The sequence below is a fragment of the Streptomyces sp. NPDC044064 genome (assembly GCF_056434245.1).
This window is the reverse complement of the sequence record NZ_JBWKFN010000019.1, coordinates 62,194-87,610: the sequence shown is the minus strand read 5'-3', so window position 1 is coordinate 87,610 and position 25,417 is coordinate 62,194. Positions and strand designations below refer to the sequence as shown.

The 25,417-nt window shown below is 71.7% G+C and carries 20 protein-coding genes and 4 pseudogenes; 8 read left to right on the top strand and 16 right to left on the bottom strand.

The features are described from left to right. The first annotated feature begins 1 nt into the window (after position 1). Positions 2-661: a response regulator gene (locus AC07DS_RS28690; RefSeq protein ID WP_479150021.1), complete on the top strand. Its 660-nt coding sequence runs from the start codon at positions 2-4 to the stop codon at positions 659-661. Positions 662-716: 55 nt separating this feature from the next. After that, positions 717-2,171, top strand: coding sequence for a peptidoglycan D,D-transpeptidase FtsI family protein (locus AC07DS_RS28685; RefSeq protein ID WP_479149848.1), 1,455 nt, complete (start codon positions 717-719; stop codon positions 2,169-2,171). Positions 2,172-2,216: 45 nt separating this feature from the next. On the opposite strand, the gene AC07DS_RS28680 is transcribed toward AC07DS_RS28685, so the two are convergent. Continuing rightward, complete coding sequence (locus AC07DS_RS28680) at positions 2,217-3,668, bottom strand: NCS2 family permease (RefSeq protein WP_479149846.1); 1,452 nt, start codon at positions 3,666-3,668, stop codon at positions 2,217-2,219. A 245-nt stretch (positions 3,669-3,913) separates the two neighbouring features. Here AC07DS_RS28680 and AC07DS_RS28675 point away from each other — a divergent pair, with 245 nt between their 5' ends. Together AC07DS_RS28675 and AC07DS_RS28670 are read left to right on the top strand one after the other, a co-directional pair. After that, positions 3,914-4,480 carry a SigE family RNA polymerase sigma factor gene (locus AC07DS_RS28675; protein WP_479149844.1) on the top strand — a complete coding sequence of 189 codons (567 nt, stop codon included), beginning with the start codon at positions 3,914-3,916 and terminating at the stop codon, positions 4,478-4,480. Continuing rightward, entirely contained in the window at positions 4,477-5,322 is an 846-nt protein-coding gene (locus AC07DS_RS28670; protein WP_479149842.1) for a hypothetical protein, read from the top strand. Before AC07DS_RS28675 ends, AC07DS_RS28670 begins: the two co-directional genes overlap by 4 nt. A 214-nt stretch (positions 5,323-5,536) precedes the next feature. Here AC07DS_RS28670 and AC07DS_RS28665 read toward each other — a convergent pair. Then, positions 5,537-6,178, bottom strand: a pseudogene (locus AC07DS_RS28665) (right-handed parallel beta-helix repeat-containing protein); the annotation flags it as partial. Between the two features lie 240 nt (positions 6,179-6,418). Between AC07DS_RS28665 and AC07DS_RS28660 the strand changes: the two are divergent. After that, a pseudogene (locus tag AC07DS_RS28660) lies at positions 6,419-7,462 on the top strand (glycoside hydrolase family 43 protein); the annotation flags it as partial. A gap of 9 nt (positions 7,463-7,471) precedes the next feature. Here the strand turns inward: AC07DS_RS28660 and AC07DS_RS28655 are convergent. The 12 genes and pseudogenes from AC07DS_RS28655 to AC07DS_RS28600 form a co-directional block, all read right to left on the bottom strand. Further along, the gene (locus AC07DS_RS28655; protein ID WP_479149840.1) at positions 7,472-8,269 is read right to left on the bottom strand and encodes an HAD family acid phosphatase; all 798 of its coding nucleotides are present in this window, start codon (positions 8,267-8,269) and stop codon (positions 7,472-7,474) included. 85 nt (positions 8,270-8,354) lie between these two features. Continuing rightward, positions 8,355-12,860: a caspase, EACC1-associated type gene (locus AC07DS_RS28650; protein ID WP_479149838.1), complete on the bottom strand. Its 4,506-nt coding sequence runs from the start codon at positions 12,858-12,860 to the stop codon at positions 8,355-8,357. Next, a complete protein-coding gene (locus AC07DS_RS28645) occupies positions 12,857-13,252 on the bottom strand; it encodes an effector-associated constant component EACC1 (RefSeq protein WP_479149836.1) in 396 nt (131 codons plus the stop codon). Before AC07DS_RS28645 ends, AC07DS_RS28650 begins: the two co-directional genes overlap by 4 nt. Positions 13,253-13,392: 140 nt before the next feature. Then, positions 13,393-13,530 (bottom strand): annotated as a pseudogene (locus AC07DS_RS28640) (pectinesterase family protein); the annotation flags it as partial. Then, positions 13,497-14,021 (bottom strand): annotated as a pseudogene (locus tag AC07DS_RS28635) (carbohydrate ABC transporter permease); the annotation flags it as partial. The pseudogenes AC07DS_RS28635 and AC07DS_RS28640, both read right to left, overlap by 34 nt. Before the next feature lie 97 nt (positions 14,022-14,118). Next, positions 14,119-15,849: an L-arabinonate dehydratase gene (gene araD, locus AC07DS_RS28630; RefSeq protein ID WP_479149834.1), complete on the bottom strand. Its 1,731-nt coding sequence runs from the start codon at positions 15,847-15,849 to the stop codon at positions 14,119-14,121. Next, on the bottom strand, positions 15,837-16,748 hold the full coding sequence (locus tag AC07DS_RS28625) for a dihydrodipicolinate synthase family protein (RefSeq protein WP_479149832.1): 912 nt from the start codon (positions 16,746-16,748) through the stop codon (positions 15,837-15,839). Before AC07DS_RS28625 ends, araD begins: the two co-directional genes overlap by 13 nt. After that, on the bottom strand, positions 16,745-17,410 hold the full coding sequence (locus AC07DS_RS28620; RefSeq protein ID WP_479149830.1) for a GntR family transcriptional regulator: 666 nt from the start codon (positions 17,408-17,410) through the stop codon (positions 16,745-16,747). The genes AC07DS_RS28625 and AC07DS_RS28620 overlap by 4 nt, the downstream gene beginning before the upstream one ends. Before the next feature lie 130 nt (positions 17,411-17,540). Next, positions 17,541-18,302: an MBL fold metallo-hydrolase gene (locus AC07DS_RS28615; protein ID WP_479149828.1), complete on the bottom strand. Its 762-nt coding sequence runs from the start codon at positions 18,300-18,302 to the stop codon at positions 17,541-17,543. Between the two features lie 145 nt (positions 18,303-18,447). Continuing rightward, positions 18,448-18,729, bottom strand: a complete 282-nt coding sequence (locus AC07DS_RS28610) for a hypothetical protein (RefSeq protein WP_479149826.1) — start codon at positions 18,727-18,729, stop codon at positions 18,448-18,450. Positions 18,730-18,740: 11 nt separating this feature from the next. After that, on the bottom strand, positions 18,741-19,046 hold the full coding sequence (locus AC07DS_RS28605; RefSeq protein ID WP_145874826.1) for an antibiotic biosynthesis monooxygenase: 306 nt from the start codon (positions 19,044-19,046) through the stop codon (positions 18,741-18,743). Between the two features lie 118 nt (positions 19,047-19,164). Further along, the gene (locus AC07DS_RS28600) at positions 19,165-19,752 is read right to left on the bottom strand and encodes a TIGR03086 family metal-binding protein (protein WP_479149824.1); all 588 of its coding nucleotides are present in this window, start codon (positions 19,750-19,752) and stop codon (positions 19,165-19,167) included. Between the two features lie 223 nt (positions 19,753-19,975). Between AC07DS_RS28600 and AC07DS_RS28595 the strand changes: the two genes are divergently transcribed. After that, positions 19,976-21,211 (top strand): MFS transporter, encoded by a 1,236-nt coding sequence (locus tag AC07DS_RS28595; RefSeq protein WP_479149822.1) that lies wholly within the window; start codon positions 19,976-19,978, stop codon positions 21,209-21,211. Here AC07DS_RS28595 and AC07DS_RS28590 read toward each other — a convergent pair. Further along, positions 21,148-22,311, bottom strand: coding sequence for a hypothetical protein (locus AC07DS_RS28590; protein WP_479149820.1), 1,164 nt, complete (start codon positions 22,309-22,311; stop codon positions 21,148-21,150). The genes AC07DS_RS28595 and AC07DS_RS28590 overlap by 64 nt on opposite strands. Continuing rightward, positions 22,308-23,249 (bottom strand): 5-dehydro-4-deoxyglucarate dehydratase, encoded by a 942-nt coding sequence (locus AC07DS_RS28585; protein WP_479149818.1) that lies wholly within the window; start codon positions 23,247-23,249, stop codon positions 22,308-22,310. The genes AC07DS_RS28590 and AC07DS_RS28585 overlap by 4 nt, the downstream gene beginning before the upstream one ends. A 222-nt stretch (positions 23,250-23,471) precedes the next feature. Here AC07DS_RS28585 and AC07DS_RS28580 point away from each other — a divergent pair, with 222 nt between their 5' ends. Further along, complete coding sequence (locus AC07DS_RS28580) at positions 23,472-24,296, top strand: NAD-dependent epimerase/dehydratase family protein (protein ID WP_479149816.1); 825 nt, start codon at positions 23,472-23,474, stop codon at positions 24,294-24,296. A 283-nt stretch (positions 24,297-24,579) separates the two neighbouring features. Next, on the top strand, positions 24,580-25,350 hold the full coding sequence (locus AC07DS_RS28575; protein ID WP_479149814.1) for a DeoR/GlpR family DNA-binding transcription regulator: 771 nt from the start codon (positions 24,580-24,582) through the stop codon (positions 25,348-25,350). The last annotated feature ends 67 nt before the right edge of the window (positions 25,351-25,417 follow it).

Genomic DNA, 25,417 nt, shown 5'->3' with positions numbered 1-25,417 from the left:
CATGACCCGGCCCGCCATCCGGATCGTCCTCGCCGACGACGAGCGCATGGTCCGCACCGCCCTGCGCGCCATCCTCTCCGCCGAGCCCGGCCTGGAGGTGGTCGGCGAGGCGGCGACCGGCGCCGAGGCGGTGTCCGTGGTCCGTGAGCTGCGCCCCGACGTCGTCCTCATGGACGTGCGGATGCCGGAGGTGGACGGCATCCGGGCCACCGAGCAGATCCTCGCCACCCTCGACGAGCCGCCCCGGGTCGTGGTCGTGACCACCTTCGAGAACGACTCCTACGTGTACGACGCGCTGCGCGCCGGAGCCGCCGGGTTCCTGCTGAAGCGGGCGGACGCCGACGCGCTCGTCCAGGCGGTACGGCTGGTCGCGCACACCGACAGCCTGCTGTTCCCGTCGGCCGTACGCGCCCTCGCGGCCGAGCACGCGCGCACGGCGCCCGCACCTCCGGCGTGGGTGAGCAGGCTCACCGGACGGGAGAACGAGGTGCTGCGGCACATGGCCGCCGGGCTGACCAACGCGGAGATCGCCCGGCGCATGGACGTCGGCCCCGCCACCGTCAAGTCGCACGTCGCGGCGGTGCTGGCCAAGACGGGTGCCCGGGACCGGACCCAGGCGGTGATCGCCGCGTACGAGGCCGGTTTTCTGAACGTGCGATGAGAAAAAGGGACGTACGGGAACGATCGCCCCGGTCTCGCTCGTCTTCACGAACGGCATGAACAAGACGATCAGGCGGGCGTCCGTCTTCGCTCTGCTGCTCGTGCTCGCCCTGCTGGTCAGGGCGACCTGGGTGCAGTTCTACGACGGCAAGGCCCTCGCGGACGACAACGACAACCGGCGCAACGTCATCGAGACGTACTCACAGCCGCTCGGGAACATCATCGTGGCCGGGGACGCGATCACCGGCTCGGCGCGGACGAAGGGCAGCGACCTCGCGTACAAACGGACGTACAAGAACGGCAGGCTGTACGCGCCGGTGACGGGCTACGCCTCGCAGGCCTACGCCCCGACCCAGCTGGAGGGCATCTACCAGGACCTCCTCAACGGCACGGACAACCGGCTCAAGAGCGTGATGGACACGGTCACCGGTGAGCGTGCCGACCCGGGCGACGTGCTCACCACGATCGATCCGGCCGTCCAGAGGGCGGCCTACGACGCCCTCGGCGGCAACAAGGGCGCGGCGGTCGCCGTCGACCCGAAGACCGGCAAGATCCTCGCCGTGGTGTCGACCCCGTCCTACGACCCCGCGCAGCTGACCGACGCGAACACGGCGGGGGTGGCCTGGAAGAAGCTCAACGCGGACAAGGACAAGCCGCTCACCAACCGGGCGCTGCGCCAGCCGCTGCCACCGGGCTCGACGTTCAAGCTGGTCGTGGCGGCCGCCGCGCTGGAGGACGGGCTGTACAAGAACGTGGACGCCCCCACCGACAGCCCGGACCCGTACACCCTGCCGGGCACCACACGGGTGCTGGAGAACGAGAACAAGTCGGCCCCGTGCAAGAACGCGTCCATCCGGGTCGCGCTGCGCTACTCCTGCAACAACGTCTTCGGCAAGATGGCCGTCGACCTCGGCCAGGACAAGGTGAGGGCGATGGCCGAGAAGTTCGGCTTCAACGACGACGAGCAGGACGTGCCGGTGCGGGCCTACGCCAGCGTCTACCCCTCGAACCTGGACAAGGCGCAGACGGCCCTTTCGGGCATCGGCCAGTTCGACGTCACCGCCACCCCGCTCCAGATGGCCATGGTGTCCGCGGCCATAGCCAACGGCGGCAAGCTGGTCTCGCCGCACATGGTCTCGCAGATCACCGACAGCGGCGGCGATGTGCTCAAGGACTACGACGACAGCGCGGACACCAAGGAGATCGTGAGCTCCTCCACCGCCGAGCAGCTGCGGTCGGCGATGGAGACGGTGGTGAAGGACGGCACCGGCACGAACGCGCTGATCGACGGGGTGACCGTCGGCGGCAAGACCGGTACCGCCCAGCACGGCGAGAACAACAGCAAGACGCCGTACGCCTGGTTCACCTCGTACGGCAAGTCGGACAGCAGCGGCAAGGAGGTCGCCGTCGCGGTGATGGTGGAGCAGTCGGACGCGGCACGGTCCGAGGTGAGCGGTAACGGGCTGGCGGCGCCGGTGGCGAAGGCGATGATGCAGGCAGCGCTCAAGTAGCCGGCGGGACGGGGGCGGCCCGGCACGACCGCCCCCGCCTCCGTTCTACTTCACGCCCAGGATCTGCTCCACCGGATCGATCGCGAAGTAGACCAGGAACAGCGCCGAGACGCCCCAGAGCAGCCAGTTGACCTCCTTCGCCTTGCCGAGGACCGTCTTGATGACCACGTAGGACAGGAAGCCGGCGCCGATGCCGTCGGTTATCGAGTACGTGAACGGCATCGCGGCGATGGTGAGGAACGCCGGGACGGCGATCTCGTACTCGTCCCAGTCGATGTGCTTGACGTGGGTCATCATCAGGAAGCCCACCGCGATCAGCGCGGGCGCCGCCGCCTGCAGCGGGACGATCGTCAGCAGCGGGGTGAGGAAGAGCGCGAGGCCGAAGAGGCCGCCGGTGACCAGGTTGGCGAAGCCGGTGCGGGCGCCCTCTCCGACACCGGCCGCGGACTCGATGTAGGCGGTGTTGGAGGAGGCGGAGCCGACACCGCCGGCGACGGCGGCGGCGCCGTCGATGAACAGCACGCGGCCGATGCCGGGCACCTGCCCCTTCTCGTCGAGCAGTCCGGCCTCCGCGCTGATGCCGACGATGGTGCCCATGGCGTCGAAGAAGTCGGACAGGATGAGGGTGAAGACCAGCAGGACGGCGGTGAGGACGCCGGCCTTGGCGAAGCCGCCGAACAGGCTGAAGTGACCGACGAGCCCGAAGTCCGGGGTGGCGACGAGCTTGTCCGGGACCTTCGGGGTGGTCAGGCCCCAGTTCTTGATGTCGGCGACGGCGTCGATGCCGATCGCGACGACCGTCATCGTCACGATGCTGATGAGGATCGCCCCCTTCACCTTGCGGGCGAGCAGCGCGACGGTCAGCAGGACGCCGAGGCAGAAGACCAGCACGGGCCAGCCGGTGAGGCGGCCCACGGCGCCGAGCTGCACCGGGACGGTGGTGTGCGCGGCGTCCGGGATGCGGCTGACGAACCCGGCGTCGACGAAGCCGATGAAGGCGATGAACAGGCCGATACCGACGCCGATGGCCTGCTTCAGCTGCTGCGGGATCGCGTTCATGATCGCTTCCCGGAGCCCGGTGAGGACCAGCAGGCAGATCACGAGGCCTTCCAGGACCACCAGGCCCATCGCGTCGGACCAGCTCATCAGCGGGGCGAGCTGGAAGGCGACGACGGCGTTGAGGCCGAGGCCGGCGGCGATCGCGAGCGGGAGGTTGCCGCCGACACCCATGATGATCGTCATCACGCAGGCCACCAGCGCGGTGGCGGTGACGAGTTGGCCGGTGTCGAGGGAGTGGCCGAACTTGTCCTTGGCGCTGCCCAGGATGATCGGATTCAGGACAAGGATGTAGGCCATGGTGAAGAACGTGGCGAAGCCGCCGCGTATCTCCCGGCCGAAGGTCGATCCCCGCTCGGAGATTCTGAAGTACCGGTCGACGCTGTTCCCGGCAGGTGGCGCGGCATCCGGCCGCTGGTCCACCTTCTGCGTCTCAGACATGGTCCCACTCCTCGTTGCCTGATGAGCGTGTGCGGATGCTGGCTGGATTGTTCCCGTGTTGAACCCGTTTCAGGTTTTCGACGTGTTACGGAATCGGGTTCGGTGTGCCATACGGCGTCCGGCCCCCCGTACGGCTGGCAGAAAGCGTTCACTGCTACGCTTCCGGATCTCCGTCCTGGGCTCCGCCGGACGTTCGCATGTCATTCACATGACACTCACAGAGTTGCACCGAGAAGAGGTCACACGTGGGCTCTGTCGTCGACGACGCCGCCTCCGTGGAGTTCCATGCCTTCTTCGCACAGCACTACGCCGAACTCTCCCGTCTCGCCCACCTGTTGACCGGCGAGGCCGACGCCTCCGACGACCTGGCCGCGGACGCGCTGCTGGCGCTGTGGCACCGCTGGGACCGGGTGCGCGCGGCCGACCACCCGGTGGCGTACGCGCGGGGCGTGGTCGCCAACCTGGCCCGCACCCGGATCCGCAGCGCGGTGCGCGAGCGGCGCCGGATCGCGCTGTTCTGGTCGCACCGCGAGGAGAAGACCGAGAACCCGGACGTCGCGGGCGTGGTGGACGTGCAGTCCGCGCTGCGCCGCCTGCCCTTCCGCAAACGCGCATGTGTGGTACTTCGGCATGCGTTCGACCTGTCGGAAAAGGACACCGCACTCGCCCTCGGAGTGTCGGTGGGTACGGTGAAGAGCCAGACGTCCAAGGGCATGGCCGAATTGCAGCGCCTGCTCGGCACCCAGGGTGTTCCGCAGAGGGTGCACGCGGCGATGGCGCGCGGCGGCGAGAGCGGAGGAGGGAACCGATGAGGCAGCAGGACGTGCACGACGAGCTGCGCGCCCGGCTGCACGAGGCGGCCGAGGCCCACGAACCCGACCGCGCGCGCATCCTGGCCCGAATCGAGCGGGGCATGGCCGCGAAGGGCCGCCCCGACCACCGGGCCGTACGACCGCCGGTGTTCGGCTGGGTGCGCGTGGCCGGCGCCACCGCTGCGGTCGCCGGGGTCCTCGCGATCGGCGGGTACGCGGTGGCGGCCGCGGTCAAGGACCACACCACCGCCCCGCAGCAGACGGTCGCGGTCTCACCGACGCCCACACCCTCGCCGGACACGACGAGCCGGGCCCCGGCTCTGCCGGTGGACCCGGCGCCGAGCAGGGCGCCCAGGACGCACAGGCCGAGCAACTCCCCCTCCTCGACGCCCTCCGCCTCCGCCCCCGTCGTGCCGCCGGCCGCCGGCGAGACGGACGGCCCGCTGTGGTCGGACGGCTCGGTGGACCCGCACAGCAACGACTTCTGGGCGCAGAGCAACGTCACGCTCAAGGCGAGCGAGCAGCTCACCTCCCTCACCGTGCAGCTGAAGGTGGCGCAGACCGGCGGGGTCGGCTCGGCCGGCGCCTGGCGCTCGCTGCCGGAGCAGGACTTCACCCTGACCGTCGGCGAACGGGACGGCTTCCTGGTCTACACCTGGGTGCTCAAGGAGGGCCGTACGGTACCCAAGGGCGAGTGGGTGTTCGCCGGGCAGTACAACCACGAGCGCGGCGGCCGGGACGCGAAGGACGACAGCTACACGGTCAGGGCCACGGCGGACGGCACACAGCGCGCGGTGGGCGGCGACTTCGCGGCGCACACGGACGGCGCGGGCGACTCGTAGAAGATCTCGAAGGGGTTCGTACTCGCACCGGGGAGACAACCACACGTTCGAGTCCGACGTCTCTTCCAGTGCGTGGAAGGCACGTCGTCCGACCACATGGACCTGTCGGCCTGAGCCCCCCTCGGCCGGCAGTGGAACGCCCCCGCCGGTGACGACCGGCGGGGGCGTTCGCACGGCGACGTGCGGCTCTGTCAGAACTCGGCGCTCGGAGCGGCTAGTTCATCGTCGAGCCGATCGTGGTGGAGCCCGTGGTGAGGAAGGTCGTCGTCGGCAGGGAGCCGTCCGCCCTGCGGGCGCCGTGCGCCGTCGTGGCATCCGTGGACCTGAACGCGGGCGTACTCACCTCGTTGTCCCAGTTGTCGGCGGCGGAGACAGTGCGCGAACTCAGCTTCGCCGGGCCCCCCTTGTTGCCCACCGCCAGGTTCCGCGCCGGCCGGGCCTTCCCGGTCTCGAAGAAGAAGCCAGCCTGAGCGTTCGCGTACGCGGTGTTGCGGTTCAGCACGATCGCGCCGGTGTTGGAGTTCTCGGTGAACCCGTTGAGAGAGTTGCCCCAGGCCGCGTTGTTGTTGACGGCATGCGCGACCGCGACACCTCCCCCGCCCAGTTTGAACCCGTTGCCGTTGCCCTCGAAGGCGGAGTCCCCCCACCGGTTCCTGCCGTTGCCGAAGGCCCAGCTGTGCTCGACGGTGACGGGTGAGGAGAACTGCCACAGGTCGAGGCCGTCGTCGGAGTTGTTGTACAGACGGGCGCCGGTGACCCGGTTGCCGGTGCCGGAGCCGAACTCGATGGCGATGCCGTCGGCGTTCTGGCCGTGCCCGGAGGCGTCGTAGTTGCCGTGACTGTCCAGGTTCGAGAGGGTGCGCGTCCTGCGGTGACGTCCGGTGCTCTGCCGCACCGGCCTTTCCTTTCCTGGGCGGTTGGGACGCAGTCCAGTCGCCGCAACGGCCGGAACAGGTTGCCGCGCCCCGCGCGAAAACAACCGAAACTTTCGACTGCCCCGCTCGCCCGCACACCGATTGACGCGCTGTTCCTCACTGGCCACACTCCGAGAGCGCGCACCGATCAACAGAAATCCCCAAACCCACACAGGACTGCCATGCGCCTCAGAACCAGAACCCTGCTGGCCCCTCTTCTGGCCGCCCTCTTCTTCACCCTGCTGACCGCCCCGCCGGGCTCCGCGCAGCCACGGCACCCCCGGTACGCGGGCTATCTCTTCGCCTACTTCACCGGCGAGGGCACCGCCGACGGCGAGCAGATCCGCTACGCCCTCAGCCAGGGCAACGACCCGCTGCACTGGCGGGAGCTGAACGCGGGCGAACCGGTGCTGACGTCGACCATCGGCGAGAAGGGCCTGCGCGATCCGTTCGTGATCCGCTCCCCCAAGGGCGACAGGTTCTATCTGATCGCCACCGACCTGCGGATGTACCGGAACAGCAGCGGCAGCTGGGACTACGTCCAGCGGCACGGCAGCAAGTCCGTCATGGTCCGGGAGTCCACCGACCTGGTGCACTGGACCGACCAGCGGCTGGTGCAGGTGGCCCCGGACAACGCGGGCAACACCTGGGCCCCGGAGGCCTACTGGGACGACCGGCTGCACGAGTACGTGCTCTTCTGGGCGTCGAAGCTGTACGCCGCCGACGACCCCGGCCACACCGGCTCGACGTACAACCGGATGCTCTACGCGACGACCAGGGACTTCCGCACCTTCAGCGAGCCGAAGGTCTGGGACGACCCGGGCTACTCGGTCATCGACTCGACGGTGATCAAGGACAAGGGGACGTACTACCGCTTCACCAAGGACGAGCGGGACCCGAGCTCCAGCTCGCCCTGCTCGAAGTTCATCACGGCGGAGAAGTCGCGGAACCTGACCGACACGACGTACGACTTCGTCTCCGACTGCATCGGCAGCGGCTCCGTCCAGCGGGGCGAGGGACCGACCGTGTTCAGGTCCAACACCGGGAAGAAGTGGTACCTGTTCATCGACGAGTACGGCCTGCGCGGCTACGTACCCTTCGAGACCACCGACCTGGCCTCGGGCAGGTGGACCCGGTCCACGGACTACGCGCTGCCCGCCAGCCCCCGCCACGGCACGGTTCTGCCGGTGACGGGGGCCGAGTACGAGCGGCTGCTCAGGACCTACGGATGACCGTCAGGAGACGAAGTAGGTCGGGTTCGGCAGCTTGTAGGTACGGTCGGCGTAGCCGCCGTCCAGGTCCGAGTACTGGTCGCCGAAGTTGGCGATGACCTCGTACCCCAGGTCGTCCTCGATGTGCTTGCGGGTACCGGACTTGTACTGCACCGTCGTGCAGGTCCAGGTGCCCGGGGTGGCGCAGTCGCCCAGGTAGGCCGGCGGGTTGGCCTTGTCCTTGAGGAACATGTGGTCGGCGTCGAGGTTCACATCGGCGCCGATCTTCTTCAGGTTCTCGACGGCGGCGGTGCGCTGCGCCTCGCTGAGACCGGAGTTGTAGAAGACCTCGACGCCCCTGGACTCGGCGTACTGGACCAGCTCGGGGCTGCCGAACACGGCCGGACGGTCGGCCTTGTTCACGTAGTCGGCCCAGGTGGTGCCGTTGTACGTGTAGTTGTAGCGCTTCTCGTAGTCGAGGCTGAGCAGCAGCGTGTCGTCGATGTCGAAGACGACGGCCGGCTTCTCGCCGTGGCGGTGCGCCTTGCGGGCCGCCTTGTCGATGTAGCGCTTGGCGTCGGCGTCGATGCGCGCCAGGTCCTTGGCGTACGGGCTGTCCGGGGACGCCTGGTAGACGCCGTTGCTGTCGGCGGTGGTGCCGTAGTAGGTGTCGATGTCCTTCACCAGGAGCCCGATGTTGTAGGGCTCGTGGGTCGAGTTCGCCGTCGACTGACCGGCCGTGGCCGCGCCGGCGCCGTACAGGGCGCCACCGGCGAGCGCGCAGGCGGCAGCGATCGCCGCGATCCGCTGTGATTTATGCATGACAGGTTTCTACGCGCGTCACCCAGCCCAAAGCGAGATCCGTTGCCTGATCGATACACACCAATTTGGTTGAAGGCGGGGGCAGTCAGTGGCAGGGCGGGTCGTAGGGCTCGCCGGGGACGTAGGCCTTCCACTCGGGCTCGGTGATCACGTCGCCGTAGCTCTTGCAGATCAGGTACTTCAGGTCCTGAGGGTTGGTGGACCAGACGTCGACGGTCGCTCCGGTGGCAACCAGCAGGGGCTTCCCCTCCGTGCTGTACGACAGGCCCCCGAAGCCCCCGAGGCCCCCGGCGTCGTAGGCGAACGCACCCGCGTAGAGCGGAGTCCGCGGGTGGCTGACGTCCCACAGTTCGACGTGAGCTTTGACCTCCCCGGTGCCAGCTTCCAGGTCGCCGGCGCTTCCCCAGGCGAGGGTCCGGCCGTCGGGGCTGAAGGCGAGGTCTCCTGTCGAGCCGACTGTGCGCATCACGACCGGGTAGTGCCTGTGGTCGTTCGTGATCCGGCCGTCCTCGACCGCCCACAGTCGCGTGGTGTCCCCGGAGTCGGTGACGGCGAGCAGATTGCCGTCGGGACTGAAGGCGGACCCCGACACACCGGCACCTCGGGTGAGCCACCGGGTCGGCTGGGACACCGGATGCCGTGGGTCGGTCACGGTCCAGGAGAGCAGCGTGTCGGCGGTGTTGGCGACCAGGAGCCGGCCCTTCGGGGCGAAGGTGACGCGGTAGACATCGCCCTTCATGGACGTGGTCTGCCGGGGACGGGAGACGGCGGTGACGTCGAACACCTTGACCGAGGGTGGCTCGCTGCGGACGTCGAGGTGGTCGTTGCTGTCGGCCACGGCCAGCAGGTGGCCGTCCGCGCTGAAGGAGATGTCCTCCACGCCGTTGGCGATGTCCGTGATGGTGGCGATGACGGGTGCGCCGGAACGCCGGGTGTCGCGCAGCCGGACGACATGCTTGTTTCCACTCAGCTCGCTGAGTGCGAGGATCCGCCCGTCGGGACTGAAGGCCGCCCCCTCCGCACCGATGTCGCCGCTGCCCGGCAGCCGGGCCAGACTCTTGTGGAGCGTCGCCGCACCACTCAGGTCCCACAGGGCACCACCGTCAGCACCATGAATGACGAGCAGCCGCTTGGAGCCGCCGCTGAACGCCGTGGTCGTCTGGAAGCCGGACGGGGGGTCGCCGAAGCTGGCAGCGGCGGTGGGCCGCGCCGTGTTCTCCACGTACCACAGCAGCACTCCGCGGCCCGAGGCCCGCAGCAACCGGTGACCGGTCGACGTGAAGAGGGCGGGACCGGCCATCCCGTCGCCGTCTGCGAAACCCTGCAGCTGAGCGGACTTTCGCAAGTGGGGACCTGATCCGACCTTCCAGAGGTAGGTGTTCTTGCCGCAGGCGGTGGCAAGAATCTTCCCGTCCGGACTGAACGCGGTGGAGTTCAGGCCCGTCGAACAGTCGGTCAGAAACTTTTCCTGCGCCGTACCCGCGGACGTCGGCTGCCCCTCGTCCCGCAGCCGCCACAACCGGGCCCCGATCTGCTTCCCGTCGCCCGGTCCGGCCAGCATCCGGCCGTCCGGGCTGAACGCGACCTGGTGCAGCGGCCTTCCGTTCAGGTCGTAGGTCTGTGAGCCCAGTTTGAGGCCGGGAAGGACCGCGAGGGCCGAGGTACGCCGCCGGTCCGACGTGTCCCAGAGCCGTACCTTGCCGTCACTGCCGGCACTCGCCAGGAGGCGCCCGGACGGGGCGAAGGCGACCGAGTGGACGGCTCCGGTGTGACCGCTCAGGGCGCGCAGCGGACGTGGGGCGGACCGGTGGGCGATGTCCCACAGCTGGACGGTTCCGTCGGCACGGCCGAGAGCGAGCATGCGGCCGTCGGGGCTGATCGCCAGCGACAGCGCCTTGGTCTGTTGCTCGGGGACGGCAATGCGGCGCGGCCGGTCCGGCGCGGTGACATCCCACAGCCCCAGCGATCCACTGACCGTGCTGCCCGCCCGCACTGCGGCCACGAGCCGACCGTCCCCGCTGAGTGCCACGGCACCGGTCCGCATCTGGCCCAGGTTCCCCGACTTCTTACCGTGCGCCGTGTCCCACAGGACGACATCAGAGCCGGTCGAGATGGCCATCCGGTCGCCTCGGGCGTCCAGGGAGATGTCGCCGGCGGGGGCATCGCCCATGAAAACGCCCGGCAGGCCCAGACCGGCGATCATGGAGGCCGTACCGGTCTTCGGGTCCAGCCGGTTCGCGACCAGGCTGAGCTGCTTGGCCAGCCCAGGGCGGTTTCCCTGCAGCCTCTCCGCCTCCGCCGTGACCAGCCGCGCGACAGCCTGCCGACGCTGAGCCGCCTCCTTCTGCCCCGACCACCAGGCCAGGCCCCCGCCCGCCCCGGCCAGCAGTGTCAGCACGCACATACAGGCGATCACGGCCCTGCGGATGTGCACCCCACGCCGTTCCTGGCGCCACGACTGGTTCAGGAACTCCGCCAGCCGTGGTTCGAGTTCACCGGCATGCCCCTTGCCCTCGGCGGCAGCGGTCAGACCCGCGCCCTCCAGGCGTTCACGGGTGGCGGCGAGCCGTGGGCCCCGATAGAGCAGCGAGGGATGCCGGTCCGCCTCCCACCAGACGGCGGCGTCGACGGCGACCTGCTGACGCGTGCGCAGCCAGTCCCGGTCCGCGTCGATCCACTCGCGCAGCCGGGGCCAGGCGTGCAGCAGGGCGTTGTGGCTGATGCGGACGGTGTGCTCGTCGAGGACCAGCAGCCGTGCCGCGGCCAGTTGGTTCAGGGCCCGATCGGCGGCTTGGGGGTCCGCGAGGCCATCCAGCAGTACGGTCCGGTCGACGGGGCGGCTGGTGTCCGGGGCGTCGTCGTCGATGTGCACGAGACGCGGCAGCATATGGCGTGCGGCTGCGCGGCCCGCGGTGTCCAGGTGGTCGTAGGTGTCGTCGGCGGTCTGTTTGATGGCTTCGTCGATGCCTCCGCTCTCGCGGTAGCCGGCGACGGTCAGCCGGCTGCCCTGGCGGTGCCGCCAGGTGGACCAGAGTGCGTGGGAGAGCAGCGGCAGGGTGCCGGTCCGGGACCGGGTCAGCCGGGCGGCGCCCAGTTCGTGGATGAGCAGATCGGCGAGGCCCTCGTCGAGTTCCAGGCCGACGGCACCGGCCGGACGCTCGATCGCGGCCCTCAGCTCCTCCTGTTGCATCGGGCTGACGAGCACCTGGTCGGACCGCAGCACCGCGTCCAGCTCGGGCAGGGCCTGGGCGTGGCCGTAGAAGTCGGCGCGCAGGGCGACGACGACGAGCGTTCCGGCCTCGGCCAGGGCCGTCAACGCGGCGAGGAACGCGGTGCGTTCGGTCCGGCTGCGGCAGAGGGTGAACAGCTCCTCCAGCTGGTCCACCACCAGCACCAGGCGCCGCCGGTCCGGGACGAGGTCGTGGACCCAGCCGACGGCGGCTTTCGGGTCCTCTGCCGACAGGACGGTGTCACCCCGCAGGGCGGTGGTCAGGCTGCGGAGGGGGTGTTCGCCGGGGGTCAGGACAAGGCCGGGCCAGGCTGCCGAGCCGGGCAGCAGCGGGGCTCCGGCCCGTAACGCCGCGAGGAGTCCGGCGTGCAGCAGTGAGGTCTTGCCGGCACCGGACGGCCCGACCACCGCCAGTGGCCGGCCCTGCCCGACTGCCTGGTGGCAGCCGCGGAGCAGCTCCTCGACCAGCTTCTCCCGGCCGTGGAAGAACCCGGCGTCGTCCACGGTGAACGCGTCGAGGCCCGGGTACGGGCAGGGACCCGGTGCGGGTTCCTCGGCCGTGGTGGCGTCCGGCTCGCCGGTCGTCGGTGCGGCCGCATTGACGGCGACGACCAGCCCGCCCGAGCGGTCGCCGGCCTGGCGGCGGGGCAGCGGCCCGCCCCGGGCCCGTAACGCGCGGAAGAGGTGGTCGTAGACGTCGTCCAGGGTGAGCAGGCGTGGTGCGCGTGGCTCGCCGCGGCGCAGGAGGGTGATCAACTCGCCGGTGAGGGCGGTGTGTTCGGCGTCGTCGGGGGCCAGCGCCAACTGCTCGGCGGATCCCAGCAGGTACATCCCGTGCCCGGCGGGCAGGCTGAAGGCCGCGGGCTGGGGTGTGCCGTTGCCCAGCCGGGCGCGTCCGGAGAAGCAGCAGTCCAGGATGACGATCACGGACGCGGCGCGGCACAGGGTGAGTGCCTCGCGCAGGGCCGAGAACGAGAGCGCCTGGTGTGCAGCGAGGCCCGGAGTCAGCCGGTCGGTGGCGCTCGCGGCGAGGTACAGCTCGTCGCCGGGGCCGATGAGGCCGTGTCCCACGTAGTACACGAGCAGGGTGCTCTCGGCCTCCTGCGCCGCGTCGGCGACGGCCAGGGCCATCGTGCGGGCGTCCGCCGGGTCGACGAGCGTGCGCAGCCGGTCGGAGGTCACTCCGCAGCGTTCGGCCAGGGTGGCCGCCAGGGCCTCCACGCTGCGTGGCACCGCCGGTACGGAGGTCAGCGTGGGGCCGTGATGGGTGCCGGTGCCGATGAGCAGCACCCGGGCGCCGGAGGACGCCAGCGCGGTGCCGGGCGTGGGGAGGGCCGGTGACTCGGCGGACCCGGTGGTCATAACGCGCCGCCGTCCGCTTCCCGGCCGCTCTCCAGGATCCGGGAGGTGTCGGTCACGAAGGTGCGCAGTTCCCGGGGGGTCATCGGCCCGACGAGCTTCGTGGAGATCTCCAGCGAGGCGCCGTCGGGCCGGGTCGCCTTGACGGTGACGTTGCTGTGCCGGCTGCGGATCCAGGCCACCAGGGCGGTGGTGAGTCCGGTGACCGCGCCGCCGGAGCCGAGCGCGACCACCAGGCCGTCCAGGACCGGGCCCAGTGTGCCGGGCACCGGTGGTCCCTCCTGTGGAGTGACTCTGCCGCGCAGCTCGTCCGCCTCGGTGAGCCAGGCGAGCAGTGACCGCGTCTCGTCCGCGGCTGTGCCGTCTTCGGCACCCTCCGCGAGATGGACATCCACGTGTACGTCCACAGGCTCCCCCGATCCTGCATCCTGTCCCAACGGTCCGTCAGGCAACAGCGTAGGGGGATCGGGAGGAACCTGACCCGGGAATTCCGGTCACTGGTCCGCCTTCCGCTTCGCCTCGGGCGGGCCGGTCGGGGATGCCGGTCGCCGAGACAGGCCGCCGGGGTGTGCAGCGCGGCCCCGGCGTCGGTGAGCCGGGGCCGGTCGGCGGGGACGGTGATCGCCGCGCCCGGACCCGGGTTGCGGTACTCGGCGAACCGCTGGTCCTGCCACCGTACGAACCGATCCCCGCGTCGGCGAGATAACGCGTGATGCCCGTCTGGGAGTTGTAGAGCAGCACCCAGATCGCGGAGGTCAGCACGCCGGAGACGGCCCAGGGCGAGAACACCAGCGCCCGGCCCAGCGCCCGCCCCACGAAGGACTGGTTGACGATGAGCGCCAGCGCGAGCCCGAACAGCAGCTGCAGCCCGACTTCCACCACGACCCACTTGGCGCTGAAGGTCAGCGTGTCCCAGAACTGCGGGTCGTGCGCGAAGGCCCGGGTGAAGTTGTCGAAGCCCGCGAAGCCGTTCCGCCACGGCTTGGTGGGGTTGTAGTTGTGCAGGCTGTAGTAGAAGACGCTGAGCACCGGGTAGGCGATGAAGCCCAGCATGAGCAGGGCCGCCGGGGCGATCAGCAGGTACGGCAGCCTGCGCGGGGTCGCGGAGGCACGGCGCCGCCCGGCCGGCGCGGGCGGTTTCGCCACGGCTGTGGCTTGGGCCATGGCTGTTCTCCGTTCGCAGTGGGGCTTTTGCAGCGGGTGCAGGAAGCGCTTGCTCCATACACATGCGTGAGCGCTTCGCCAGGGGTCGGGCGGGGGTTCAGCCGGCGTACGGGTCCGGCACCGTGCCCGGGCGGGCCAGGAACTCGAAGTCGCAGCCGGTGTCGGCCTGGGTGATCTGTTCGCTGTAGAGGGCGCCGTAGCCGCGCTCGTAACGGGCGGGCGGCGGGGTCCACTCGGCCCGCCTGCGCTCCAGCTCCTCGTCGCCCACGTGGAGATGGAGGGTGCGTGCCTCGACGTCCAGGGTGATGGGGTCCCCGGTGCGCACCAGCGCCAGCGGACCGCCGACGTACGACTCCGGTGCCACGTGCAGCACGCAGGCGCCGTAACTCGTGCCGCTCATCCGGGCGTCGGAGATCCGCACCATGTCCCGCACGCCCTGCCTGAGCAGGTGGTCCGGGATCGGGAGCATGCCGTACTCGGGCATGCCCGGGCCGCCCTGGGGGCCGGCGTTGCGCAGCACGAGCACGCTGTCGGCGGTGATGCCGAGGGACGGGTCGTCGATGGTGCGCTGCATGGTCCGGTAGTCGTCGAAGACGACGGCCGGGCCGGTGTGCTCGAGCAGCCGGGGCTCGGCGGCGATGTGCTTGATGACGGCGCCGTCGGGGCAGAGGTTGCCGCGCAGCACCGCGACCCCGCCCTCGCTCGCGACCGGGTTGCCGCGGGGGCGGATGACGTCGTCGTCGTGCACCTGCGCGCCGTCCAGCTGCTCGCGCAGGGTGTCGTACGACACCGTCGGCCGGTCCAGGTGGAGCAGGTCCGGGATGCGGGAGAGGAAGCCGGGCAGGCCGCCCGCGAAGTGGAAGTCCTCCATGAGGTGGCGCTGTCCGCCGGGGCGGACGTCGGCGAGGACCGGGACCGTGCGGGCGATGCGGTCGAAGTCGTCCAGCGTCAGTTTCACTCCGGCCCGGCCCGCCATGGCGATCAGGTGGATCACGGCGTTGGTGGAGCCGCCGAGGCCGAGCACGGTGGTGACCGCGTCCGCGAAGGCCTCCCGGGTGAGGATCTCGCTCAGCCTGCGGTCCCTGTGGACCAGTTCGACGATGGTCAGGCCCGCCCTGGCGGCCATCCGGTCGTGTCCGGAGTCGACCGCCGGGATGCTGGACGCGCCGGGCACGGTGACGCCGAGCGCCTCGGCGGCCGCGGTCAGCGTGGACGCCGTCCCCATGGTCATGCAGTGGCCCGGCGAGCGGGCCAGGCCGCTCTCCAGCTCGGCCATCTCGCAGTCCCCGACGAGGCCGGCCCGCTTCTGGTCCCAGTACTTCCACATGTCGGTGCCGGAGCCGAGGACCTCGCCCCGCCAGTGGCCCGGGAGCATGGGCCCGGCCGGCACGAAGACGGCGGGCAGGTCCACCGAGGCGGCGCCCATCAGCAGGGCGGGCGTGGACTTGTCGCAGCCGCCCATCAGGACGGCGCCGTCGACCGGGTACGACCGCAGCAGTTCCTCGGTCTCCATCGCGAGCAGGTTGCGGTAGAGCATCGGGGTCGGCTTCTGGAAGGTCTCGCTGAGCGTGGAGACCGGGAACTCCAGCGGGAAGCCCCCGGCCTGCCAGACCCCGCGCTTCACGGCCTGCGCCCGGTCCCGCAGGTGCACATGGCAGGGGTTGATGTCCGACCAGGTGTTGAGGATCGCGACGACCGGCTTGCCCAGGTGCTCCTCGGGCAGGTAGCCGAGCTGGCGGGTACGGGCGCGGTGGCTGAAGGAGCGCAGGCCGTCGCTGCCGTACCACTGGTGGCTCCGCAGCTCGTGCGGCTGCTTCATATCGACCATCCGGCGGCGATGGCGGCGACCTCGGCGCGCTCGTCCTCGGGCAGCTGCCTGCTCGGCGGGCGGACGTCCCGGCGGCACAGGCCGAGCGCGGCGAGGGCCTCCTTGACGACGGTGACGTTGTCGGCGGAGCCGTGGGCGGCGCGCAGTTCCTCGAAGCGGCGGATCTGCTCCCAGACCTTCATGGCGGCCGGGTAGTCACCGGACCGAAGCGCTTCGATCATGTGCAGCGAAACGGCCGGGGCGACGTTCACGAGCCCCGAGGTGAAGCCGGTGGCGCCCGCGGAGAAGTAGGAGGGTGCGTACGGTTCGGCCAGGCCCGCCACCCAGACGAAGCGGTCCAGGCCTGCGTCCCGTGCGAAGGCCGCGAAGCGTGCGGCGTCCGGGACGGCGTACTTCACGCCGATGACGTTGGGGCAGTGGTCGGCGAGTTCGGCGAGGCGGGCGCCGGGCAGCTGGGCGTTGCGGATGTAGGGGACCACGCCCAGTTCGGGCACGGCCTCGGCGATGGCACGGTGGTAGTCGACCCAGCCGGCCGCCGAGACGTACGGGTGGACGGGCTGGTGGACCATCACCATCTGCGCGCCGAGTGCGCGGGCGTGCCGGGCGGAGGCGGTCGCGGTGGGCAGGTCGTGGCCGACGCCGGCCAGGATCACGGCGCGGTCGCCGGCCTCGTCGACGGTCGACTCGGCGACCAGGAGGCGCTCTTCGGGGGTGAGGGCGTAGAACTCGCCGGTGTTGCCGTTCGGGGTGAGGGTGCGGATCCCGCCGTCGAGCAGGCGGCGCAGCAGGGCCCGGTGGGTGTCCCGCGCGACGGAGCCGTCCTCGGCGAAGGGGGTCACCGGGATGGCCACCACGTCGGCCAGGGCCGCCCGTTGGGTCTCGAACGTCACGCTGCTCATCGATGACCTTCCGCCGGGTCGGGCTCGGTGTCCGAGGGGAAGGCGCGCCGTACGAACGAGGCGATGTGGGAGTGCAGGGCGCTCGCCGCGCCGTCCGCGTCGCCGTCCAGCGCGAGCCGCAGGATCTCCCGGTGCTCGGCGGCCTCCCGCTCCCAGGAGGGGTCGGCCGCCCAGGCGACGGCGGAGACGAGGGCGGCCTGGTCGCGGACCTCGTCCAGCATCCTGCCGAGCAGCGGGTTGCCGCACGGCAGGTAGAGGGCGCGGTGGAACTCCCGGTTGGCCAGGGAGCGTTCGGCGGTGTCGCCGGCGGCGTCGGCCCGGGTGAGCGCGTCGCGGGCGGCGTCGAGGGAGGCTTCGCGCCGCACCGCCCGGCGCAGCGCCTCGGGCTCCAGCAGCAGCCGCACGTCGTAGACCTCGCGCGCCATGTCCGCGTCCACCATGCGCACCGTGACGCCCTTGTACTGGCTCATCACGACGAGCCCGGTCCCGGCGAGGGTCTTCAGCGCCTCCCGCACCGGGGTCTTGGACACCCCGAACTGTGCGGCCAGCTCCGTCTCGACCAGGGCCTGGCCGGGCGTCAGCAGGCCGGTCAGGATGCGGTGTTTGATCGCGTCCAGCACGTACTGCGTGCGGGACGGGATCGGGGTGGGCACAGAGGTCATGCGGCCCTCTCGGATCTCACATATCGCGTCTCATATATGACGTACGAAGTACGACGCGTTGAAGGTAGGAGGGGGCCCGTGATTCGTCAATGCTTCTGACAAAGGAAGTCGGGGTGCCTGGGCAACCGGCTCAGACGGTGCGGGTGTCGCCCTCGACGGCGGTGTACGTGGGCCGGCCGGAGACCGCGGCGGCTCGCGCGGTGGCCGCCTCGCGGGTGAGCGTGGGGCCGACGTGGGTGACGAGCAGCTCGCGCACATGTGCGTCCCGCGCGATACGGCCGGCGTCCTCGGGTGTCAGGTGGACCTGCCGGGGGTATTCGCCGACGCGATGCTCGTCGAGGTCCGCCTCGCACAGGAACAGGTCGGCACGGGAGGCGAGTTCGACGAGTGCGGGGCAGGGTCCGCTGTCTCCCGAGTAGGCGAGGACACTGCCCTGGGCCTCGGCGCGCAGCCCGTACGCCTCGGTGCCGTGGGCGACGGCGCGGGTGGTCAGACGCAGGTTCCAGTGCCGGACGTCGTGGCCGTCGTACAGGGCCCGGAAGTCGAAGACGCCCTTCAGGAACTCGATGTCGGGACGGCCGAAGAAACCGGCCAGCCGGCGCGCGCAGTCCTGGGGCGCGTACACCGGGATCGGCGCGTTCGGGGTCATGCCGCCGAAGGCGAAGGCGTAGGCGGCGGCGAGCAGGTCGGCGCTGTGGTCGGCGTGCAGATGCGAGATCCAGATCGCGGTGAGCCGGGCGGGATCCGTGTGCCGCTGCAACGCGGCGAACGTGCCGGGCCCCGCGTCCACCCACACCTCGGCGCCGCCGCCGGACACCAGATAGCCGGAGCAGGGCCGGTCGGGGCCCGGGTGCGGCGAGGCGGTACCGAGGACGGTGAGGGTGAGCGGCATGGCAGGAGGGTACGACGCCTTTCGCCCGGCTCCGGCTCATTTCGCCAAGCGGGGCCCGGGGGTGGCGCGGCCGGGCGGCGAGGAACCCGGCGCCGGCGGGGAACCGCCACGGCGCCGCCGCTCCCCGTCCGGACCGGGACCCTGCTCAGACCTCCATCACTGCATCGCATTCGGGGCAGACCACGGACGCGTACTCGGCGGGGTACCACGGCGCCCCGGCGTGCTCGGAGGGCGTCCACCGGGCCGGTTCCATGGCGAAGGTGTCCTTGCCGCAAAGTGTCCGCGGTCCGGCGGCGTCCGGCCTGCCGGGTGCGGTGGGCACCGCGTGCACCCGGCGCGGGAGGCGTTCCTCGCCGGGCGCGCCGGGCGGGGAGGGGTGGGCGGCCGCCGGGCGGTCGAGCTCGTACACGACCACGATCCCGCTCATGTCGGCCGCGCTCACCCGTGGCCGACGCCGGGGAGGGTGAGTTCGCGGCCGCGGTAGAAGCCCTCGCTCTCCGAGACGACGTACGGGGCCATGGCCGCCCGCCGCTGTGCCTCCGGGTCGGAGCCCCGCCACGCGTCGCACGACTCCTGGGTGTCCCAGAACGACACGCCGGTGATCTCCTGCCCGTCCTCGGACCAGTACGCGTAGGCGCGGTGCAGGCCCGGCGGGGCGGGGGCCGGGCGCCATGCCCGCTCGAACTCCTGCAACGCCCCCGGCTGAAGGCGGCGCGTCGTCACCCACACGTAGTGCTCCTGCATGGCGGCATCCTCCGTAGTACCTGTACGGCCTGCCCCCCCCCTCTCAGGTCACCGTAGGGCCGATGCGCCGCTTCCGCCGCCCGGAGTTCGCCGGCGTGCCCGCGGCACCGGGGGGCTTCTAGCGGCGCCACCCGGGATCCCGCCCGCTCAGCCCCACCGCCCGGTCCAGCAGCGGCGCCTCGGCCGGGACGGGGACGACCGGGCCGAAGGGGCCCTTGCCGCGGTTCGGGTCGCCGGCCGCAGCGAGGAGGAAGCCGTGGGCGGAGGTGAGGGCCGCGGGGTCGGGGGTGTAGGGGCTGCCGGTGGCGCGGGCCAGGTCCCAGCCGTGGATCACCAGCTCGTCGGCGGCGACCGCACCCGCGACCGCGCCGGGCAGGTCCACCCCGCCCGCGCGGGTCATGCCGGTCCAGGCGGCCGGGTCGCGCCAGGCGTCGGCGAGTTCGTCCAGCACCTTGGGCAGCTCCTCGCGCCAGCCGGGGCCGATGTCCGGGACGACGGTGTTCGGGGGCGTGTCGGTGTTCGGGCCCAGGTCCTTGCGGGCGGCGTCACGGAAGGCGACGGACAGGCCCAGCAGATGGCCGAGCAGATTGCGTACGGCCAGGTCAGGGCACGGGGTGGGGACCGACAGCTGCTCGTCGGTCACGGATTCCGCGAGCCGTACGAGGATCCGGGTCTGTGCTCCGAGGTCGAGGATCGGGTCGGTCATGTCCTGCTCCTTGGTGGGTTGCTCTGCCCCTACGGAGGGGTGACCGGCCGGCCCGGCGAAACTCATCGGTGCCCTGCGCCGGCGCGTGGGACGTCCTGCACCGTCTCAAGGGTCACCCGGTCATCACCGCCGTGGCCCCCGCTTGTCGCCGCCGTGGTCCCGGGCCCGGATAGGGCACGTGACCGATCCGCGCGCACCCCCCTTAGAGCCACGATGACCTGGCATGACGACTTCCTGGACCGTGCTCCGCGTGCTGCGGGACCGCACTGCGGGGCTGTTTCTGACGGGTGTGGTCGTGTCCGGTTTCGGCACGTCCTCGCTGTGGCTGGCGTCGGGCGTGTGGGTCAAGGACCTCACCCGTTCCGACGGCCTGGCCGCCCTGTGCATGCTCGCCATGTGGGCACCCACCCTGGCCGGGCCGGCGCTCGGCACCCTCGCCGACCGGTTCCGCCGCAAACCCCTGCTCATCACGGTCAACCTCGCCCTGGCCGCCCTCCTGCTCACCCTGTTCGCGGTGGACTCCCCCGGCCGCCTGTGGCTGCTGTTCGCCGTGCTGTGCGGGTACGGCGCCGCCGGCGTCGTCCATGACGCGGCCGAGTCGGCGCTGGTCACCGCCGCCGTCGGCCCGGACCTGCGGGGCGACTTCAACGGGCTGCGCATGACCGCCAACGAGGGCATGAAGCTGGTCGCCCCGCTGACCGGGGCGGGCCTGTACGCGGCCTTCGGCGGGCCGGCCGTCGCCTGTCTCGACGCGGTCACCTTCGTGCTCGCGGCCGGGCTGTGCGCCCTCGTACGCGTCCCCGAGGAACGGCCCGCCCGGTCGGGCGAGGGCTGGTGGCGGGAGACCACCGAGGGCGTCCGACGTCTGTGGGGGCATCCGGGGCTGCGCCCGCTGGTCCGGGCGGGCGGTACGACAATGCTCCTGGCCTCGCTGGGCAGCACCACGGTGTACGCCGTCGTGGACCGTCTCGGGCACTCCCCCGCCTACGCGGGTGTGCTCTACGCCGTCCAGGGCGCGGGCTCGGTGGTGGCCGGGCTGGTGTCCGGGCCGGCGCTGCGGCGGCTGGGCGGGCGCCGGTTCGCGGCGGCCGGGATCGCGCTGACGGCGGCCGGGGTGGCCGCGCGGGCCGTGCCGTCGGATCCGGTGGCCCTGGTGGCCGGGGCCGCCGTCGGTCTCGGTCTGCCCTGTGTGCTGATCGCCGCGCTCACCGCCGTGCAGGACGAGACCCCGGGTCCGCTGCTGGGCCGGGCGACCGCCACCGCCCACACGCTGATGTTCACTCCGAACGTGGCCGGGCTGGCCGTCGGGGCCGGCCTGGTGGGACTGGCCGGCCCCGGGCTGCTGCTGCCCGTGTACGGCCTGGGACTGCTCCTGACGGCCGCCGCGCTCGCGGCTCAGCGCGCGCCGAGCGCCTCGCGCACCGCCACGAGGTCCCCGTCCGACGCCAACCCGGCGTGATACAGCCGCAGTTCCGTCGCGCCCCGGGCACGCGCGCGGGCCGCGTCGGCCGCGAGGGTGCCGGGGCTGCCGCCCATCCCGGAGACCACGGTGAAGTTGGCGGCCAGCACCGTCCCCTCGCGCGCCTGCTCGGCGAAGGGCGCCAGCAGGTCCGTACCGCCCGTGCACGGCACCACCACGCCGTCCGCGACGGAGAGGACGTGGGCGGGGTCGACGCCGGCGTTGGCACCGCAGTGGTACGGCACCGGGTCGGCGTGCAGCAGGACCTGGAAGCCGTCGGGCGCGGCGGCGCGTACGGCGGTGACGGCCTGCTCCTGGAGGGTGCGGGCGGTGGTGTCGCGCCACGCGCGCGTGGCGGCAGCGGTGTCCTGGCCGAGGAGCTTGTCGACCGTCGGCCAGCCCCCGTCGTCGGCCGCGCCCCGCCACAGCGGCTCCAGGGCGTCCCGTACGGCGACCGCCAACGCGTCGGCGTCCACGCCCTGTTCGCCGTACCCGGCGCGGCAGGCGGGGCAGAAGCAGAGCGACATCAGGTACTGCCCGGCGTCCCCGAGAGCCACCCCGGCGGTCTTGTCGTGGGCGTGCAGATGCTGGAGCCCGTACCAGCCGAGGGACTCCAGTTCGGTGCCGTGCGCGCCGGGGCGTACGGCGGCCTCGGCGGCCAGGTCGACCAGGTACGCGCGCGTTGCGGGCTGGGCGATGCAGGGGGCCCACGGGTAGCGGTCGCCGTAGGCGTTGACGACCGAGGTGTCCGGATGTTCGGCGCCCAGGCGGGAGTTGTGCGCGAGGACGACCCAGGTGTGCACCTCGAGTCCGGCCGCGGCGAGCGCCCCGGCGGCCTCTCCGTAGGCGTCCGACGGTGCCCAGCGCCCGGCGGTGTACGGTCGCAGGCCGCGGCCTGCCCAGCGGTTGCCGGCCGGGTACAGGACGGCCGCGTACTCGGCGGTGACGATCCGGTGGCGCGGGTGGCGGGGGGTCAGGGCGCGGGTGGAGTGGTAGGCGGACGCGAGGGTCGCCTGCCGTACGCCGAGTGCGGCGATGCGGGCGGGGGCCTCGGGGTCGCCGTTGACGTCCCAGGGGTAGACGAACGCCGACGCCTTCACGCGTCCTCCTCCAGCAGCGCGTGGCCGCGCTCGATCAGCCGGGCGAGCTGCTTGACGTGGTCCTCGCCGGGCTCGTCCAGCGGGGGCCGGACCTCGCCGACGTCCAGGCCGCGCAGCCGGACGCCCGCCTTGACGAGCGAGACGGCGTAGCCGCGGCCCTGGGCGCGCAGCTCCACGAACGGGCGGTAGAAACCGTCCAGGAGGCGGCGCACGGTGTCGCGGTCGCCCGTCCGGAGGGCCCGGTGGAAGGCGAGGGCGATCTCCGGGGCGAAGCAGAACACGGCCGAGGAGTACAGGGTGATGCCGAGGGCCTGGTAGGCGAGCTGGGTCTGCTCGGCGGTGGGCAGGCCGTTGAAGTACAGGAAGTCGCCGGGGACCTCGGTGCGCACGGCGCTGACGATCCGCTGCATCAGGTCCAGGTCGCCGAGGCCGTCCTTGAGACCGATGACGCCCTCGGTGCGGGCCAGCGCGACCACGGTGTGCGGGGTGAAGACGGCGTTGTCCCGCTGGTAGACGATCACCGGCAGGGCGGTGGCGGCGGCGACCTCCCGGTAGTGCCGCAGCAGGCCCTCCTGGCCGGCCGACACGAGGTACGGCGGCATGGCGAGGAGCCCGTCGGCGCCCGCGCCCTCGGCGAGACGCGCGTAGCGGACGGCCAGCGCGGTGCCGTAGCCCGCCCCCGCGATCACCGGGACGCGCCCCTCGGCCGCCTCGACGGCCGCCCGCACGCAGGCCTCGAACTCCTCCGGCAGCAGCGCGTGGAACTCCCCGGTGCCGCAGCAGGCGAACACGGCGGCGGCACCGGCCGCGACGCCCCGGCGCACATGGGTGCGGTAGACGTCGAGGTCGAGGGAGCCGTCCGGGCCGTAGGCCGTGACGGGGAAGAACAGCGGCCCGCTCGGGTCGCGGAGCCGGGCGGCGAGAGGGGCTGGCGTCACGGGCGCTCCCTGTCGGTGCACGTTTCTGATCAGTGTCCATATTTCTGAACAGCCTCACGCTACGGGCCGGTCTCGGTGCGGGTCAAGCGGGCAATCCCGCGACACGGCAACGGACTTCCCCACTCCACGGCACACTTGACTTGATCCGCCGTCGCTCCCTAGCGTGTCCATGAATGTGAATCCTGTCCATGCACGCGGCCGCTGTCGCCAAGGAGACCGAGGATGCCCGCTCCCCGCACCGTGCTGCTCACCGGCGCCGCCGGCGGGCTCGGCACCCTGATGCGGTCCCTGCTGCCGGAGTACGGCTACACGCTGCGCCTGTTCGACGTGCGCCCCGTCGAGGACGCGCCGGACGCCGTCACCGCGGACCTCACCGACAAGGAGGCGCTGCGCGAGGCGGTGCGGGGCGTGGACGCGGTCCTGCACCTCGCGGGCATCTCCCTGGAGGCGCCCTTCGAGAAGATCCTCAGGTCGAACATCGAGGGCACCTACAACCTGTACGAGGCCGCCCGCCTGGAAGGCGTGCCGCGGATCGTCTTCGCCTCCTCCAACCACGCCGTCGGCTTCACGCCGGCCCCGCGCCCGGGCACACCTCTTGATTCAAGAGCGCTGATCCCGATCGACACCCCACACCGCCCCGACACCTTCTACGGCCTGTCCAAGGCCTTCGGCGAGGACCTCGCCCAGCTCTACTGGGACCGGCACGGCCTGGAGACCGTCTCGGTGCGCATCGGCTCCTGCTTCCCGGAGCCGACCGGCGTGCGCATGCTCTCGGTCTGGATGAGCCCGGCCGACGGCGCCCGCCTCTTCCACGCGGCCCTCACCGCCGAGGACGTCGGCCACACCGTGGTCTACGGCTCATCGGCCAACACCCGCCTCTGGTGGGACCTCACGACCGCGCGGTCGCTCGGCTACGAGCCGCAGGACGACTCGGAGCCGTACGCCGAGAAGCTGATCGCGGAGCAGGGCGAGCTGGACCCGCAGAACCCGGCCCACAGCCACCTGGGCGGGCACTTCGTGAACGACCCGCCCATCTGGCCGCACTGACCCTCGGGCGGGACCGGGGTCCGCTGTGACGGCGGAAAACGATCGCTCATCGCGGCGGGCGGGCACCGAACGGGCCCGCCCGCCGCCGTGTTCGGGCATCCGGGCCGCCCGATCCCACTCCTCTCCCGGCAGCCGCGCAGGTCCGAGGCGGGCACACCGCTTCGCAAACGGGCACACACGGGCAGTATCGGACCCGCAACAGGCCTGGTCAGCGCCGCACACCCGCTGTAGAACTTCCCCCATGGGCCCGAACGGGCAGCTCCACAGGGAAGTGGGTGACGGCATGAGCACGAGGACGGCGGAAGAACGCCAGCGCGAGATCGTGCTGGCCGCGCGCGCCACGGGCTCGGTCGACGTCACCGCACTCGCCACCCGGCTGGGCGTGGCCAAGGAGACCATCCGGCGCGATCTGCGCGCCCTGGAGGACCACGGGCTGGTCCGTCGCACCCACGGCGGCGCCTACCCGGTCGAGAGCGCCGGCTTCGAGACGACACTCGCCTTCCGCGCCACCAGCCACGTCCCCGAGAAGCGCCGGATCGCGGCCGCCGCGGCCGAGCTGCTGGGGGACGCGGAGACGGTCTTCGTCGACGAGGGCTTCACCCCGCAGCTCATCGCCGAGGCCCTGCCGACGGACCGGCCGCTGACCGTGGTCACCGCGTCCCTGCCCGTCGCGGGCGCCCTCGCCGAGGCCGAGAACATGTCGGTCCTGCTCCTCGGCGGACGGGTCCGCGCCGGCACCCTGGCGACCGTCGACCACTGGACGACCAGGATGCTGTCCGGCTTCGTGCTCGACCTCGCCTTCATCGGCGCCAACGGCATCGCCCGCGAACACGGCCTGACCACCCCCGACCCCGCCGTCAGCGAGGTCAAGGCCCAGGCCATCCGCGCCGCGCGAAGGACGGTCTTCGCGGGCGTGCACACCAAGTTCGGGGCGGTCAGCTTCTGCCGGTTCGCCGAGGTCGGCGCGCTGGAGGCGATCGTGACGAGCACGCTGCTCCCGGCGGCCGAGGCCCACCGCTACTCCCTGCTGGGCCCGCAGGTCATCCGGGTCTGAAGAACCGAACACCGTCCCCAGGGGCACACCCACACCCATAGACGCCCGTTATCTCCCCATACGTTCA